The following is a 2,581-nucleotide window of genomic DNA, read 5'->3' on the forward strand; positions in this document are numbered from 1 at the left end:
GCACAGGTCCTTGAACGTCACCAGGCTCATGAGCGGTCACCCTAGAACGTCGTGGGCGCTCGTTCGCGCCATTCCTCTGAGGAACGGCGCCGAACGAGCGCCCACGACGACGGACCGGGTCAGCCCGTGTTCTGCAGGCCCGCGGAGACTCCGTTCACGGTGAGCAGCAGCAGGTGCTGCCAGCGGTCCTTGTGGCCGCCGTCCACCCACTCGCCGTCGTCCACGGTGAGGCCCTCGCTGACGCCCTGGCTGCGGAGCGCGCGCAGGGCGCGGACCTGGAGCAGCGACAGCGCGTCGACGTACGGGGAGCGCAGCTGCACGGCGCGGCCGAGGACGCGGCGGTTGGCGAGCGGCCACTCGTTGCCCGTCACCCGCAGCACCCACTCGCGGGTGAGCCGCAGCTCGCCGAGCACGAGGTCCGCGAGGTCGTCGCGGTCGCCGAGGGCCAGGTACTGCGCGGCGATGTCCTCCTGCGTCTTGGCGAGGCCCATCTCCACGGTGTCGAGCAGCGTGGTGAACAGGGGCCACTCGCGGTACGCGGCCTGCAGCTCCTCGAGCCCGCCCGGCTGCTCGCCCGCCGAGCGCAGCGCGGTGCCGAGGCCGAACCAGCCCGCGAGGTTGATGCGCGCCTGCGACCAGGAGAACACCCAGGGGATGGCGCGCAGGTCGTCCAGCGAGTTGACCGACAGGCCGCGCTTGGCCGGGCGGGAGCCGATCGGCAGCAGGCCGACCTCCTCCAGCGGCGTCACCTGGGAGAACCACTGCGGGAAGCCCTCGGACTTCACGAGGCCGTGGAACGCGGCGCGCGACGTCTCGTCGAGCGCGGCGGCCAGCGGCGCGAACCGCTCCCGGGCGTCGGCGTTCCGCTTCTCCACCGTCGGGGCCGAGGCGAGCAACGTCGCCGCGGCGACCTGCTCGATGTGCCGCGCGGCGATCGTCGGGTCGCCGTAGCGGGCGAGGATGACCTCGCCCTGCTCGGTGAGCTTGAACCGGCCGTCCACCGAGTGCGGCGGCTGGGCGAGCACCGCGCGGTTGGCAGGGCCGCCGCCGCGGCCGAGCGAGCCGCCGCGGCCGTGGAACTGGGTCAGCGTGATGTCGTGGCGCTGCGCCCACTCGGCGATCCGCGACTGCGCCTTGTGCAGGGCGAGGGTCGCGGCGACCGGGCCGACGTCCTTCGACGAGTCCGAGTAACCGAGCATGACCTCGACGCGCCGGCCGTTCTCCGCGAGGCGGCGCTGCACCTCGGGGAACTCCAGCATCGCCTCGAGGATGTCGACCGAGTTCTCCAGGTCGTCGAAGGTCTCGAACAGCGGCACGGCGTCGACGACGGGGGCGTCGTCGCTGCCCTCGAAGGCGAGCGCGGCGAGCCGGTAGACGGCGGCCAGGTGCTCGGGCGCCTGCGTGAACGACACGATGTAGCGGCGGGCGGCGCGGATGCCGAACCGCTTCTGCACGGCGCCGAGGGCGCGGTAGGTGTCGAGCACCTCGACCGTGCGCTCGGAGAGGTCGCCGTGGACGCCCTTCTCGTCGATCTCGGCGAGGGCGGCGGCGTGCACCTGCGAGTGCTGGCGCACCTCCAGCTCGGCGAGGTGGAACCCGAAGGTCTGCACCTGCCACACGAGCTTCTGCAGGTCGCCGTAGGCGGCACGCGGGGCGCCCGCCTCGACGAGGGAGCGCTGCACGACCTCGAGGTCGGCGACGAGCTCCTCCGGCTCCCGGTACCCGAGGTCCGCGTCGCGGCGGCGGGTCGCGGCGACCCGGCCGGCCACGGCGAGGACGGCGGCGCGGTGCGGCTCGTTCGGCGAGTCGGCGGCGGCGCGGGTCACGAGCTCGTCGGAGAGCTGCCTCATCCGCTGCCACAGCGCCTTGAGCTCGGCCGACGCCGGCGTGCCCTCCTCGTCGAGCGTGAGCTTGCGCCCCGTCTCGACGGCGGCCTTCTCGAGCGCGCCGAGCGCGTGCTCGGCGGCGAGGGTCGCGGCCTGGCGGGTGACCTCGGCGGTGACGTTCGGGTTGCCGTCGCGGTCGCCGCCGATCCAGGAGCCGAGGTGGACGAACGGCCGCGCGACGGGCGGCACGCTGCCGGCCTCGCCGTCGAGCAGCCAGTCGTCCAGGCGGCGGTACACCTCGGGGAAGGTGGAGAACATCGTGGCGTCGAAGACGCCCATCGCGGTCTTCACCTCGTCGAGCACGGACGGCTTGTGCGCGCGGATGGGCGACGTGCGCCACATGGTGTCGATCTCGGCGAGCAGGCGGCGCTCGTTCTCGGCGAGCGTGGTGCCGCCGGGGCGCATCGTGTCGCGGTCGGCGACCAGCGACGAGATGCGGCGGACGGCGCCCGAGACGGCGCGACGTCGGGCCTCGGTGGGGTGCGCGGTGAGGACCGTGTAGCCGAGGTCGGCGGCCACCTTGTCGACGGTGGCGTTGTGGTAGCCGAAGGGCGGGCGGTAGAACGGGGTGCCGTCGACGCCGAAGTTGTTGCGCAGGAAGTCTTTTGTGCGACCGAGCTGGTCGGCGACGCCGCTCGCGCCGATCTTGGTGAGCGCGGCGTGGTCCCAGGTGTGGTTGCCGAGCTGGATCTGCC

At 73.3% G+C, this 2,581-nt stretch carries 1 protein-coding gene; it reads right to left on the reverse strand.

The genetic code is table 11. The features are described from left to right. Positions 1-119: 119 nt before the first annotated feature. On the reverse strand, positions 120-2,581 hold a 2,462-nt coding region (locus ACFWEK_RS20675; RefSeq protein ID WP_430555255.1), incomplete at its 5' end, for a phosphoenolpyruvate carboxylase.

The sequence above is a fragment of the Isoptericola sp. NPDC060257 genome (assembly GCF_042726645.1).
Classification (GTDB): domain Bacteria; phylum Actinomycetota; class Actinomycetes; order Actinomycetales; family Cellulomonadaceae; genus Isoptericola; species Isoptericola nanjingensis.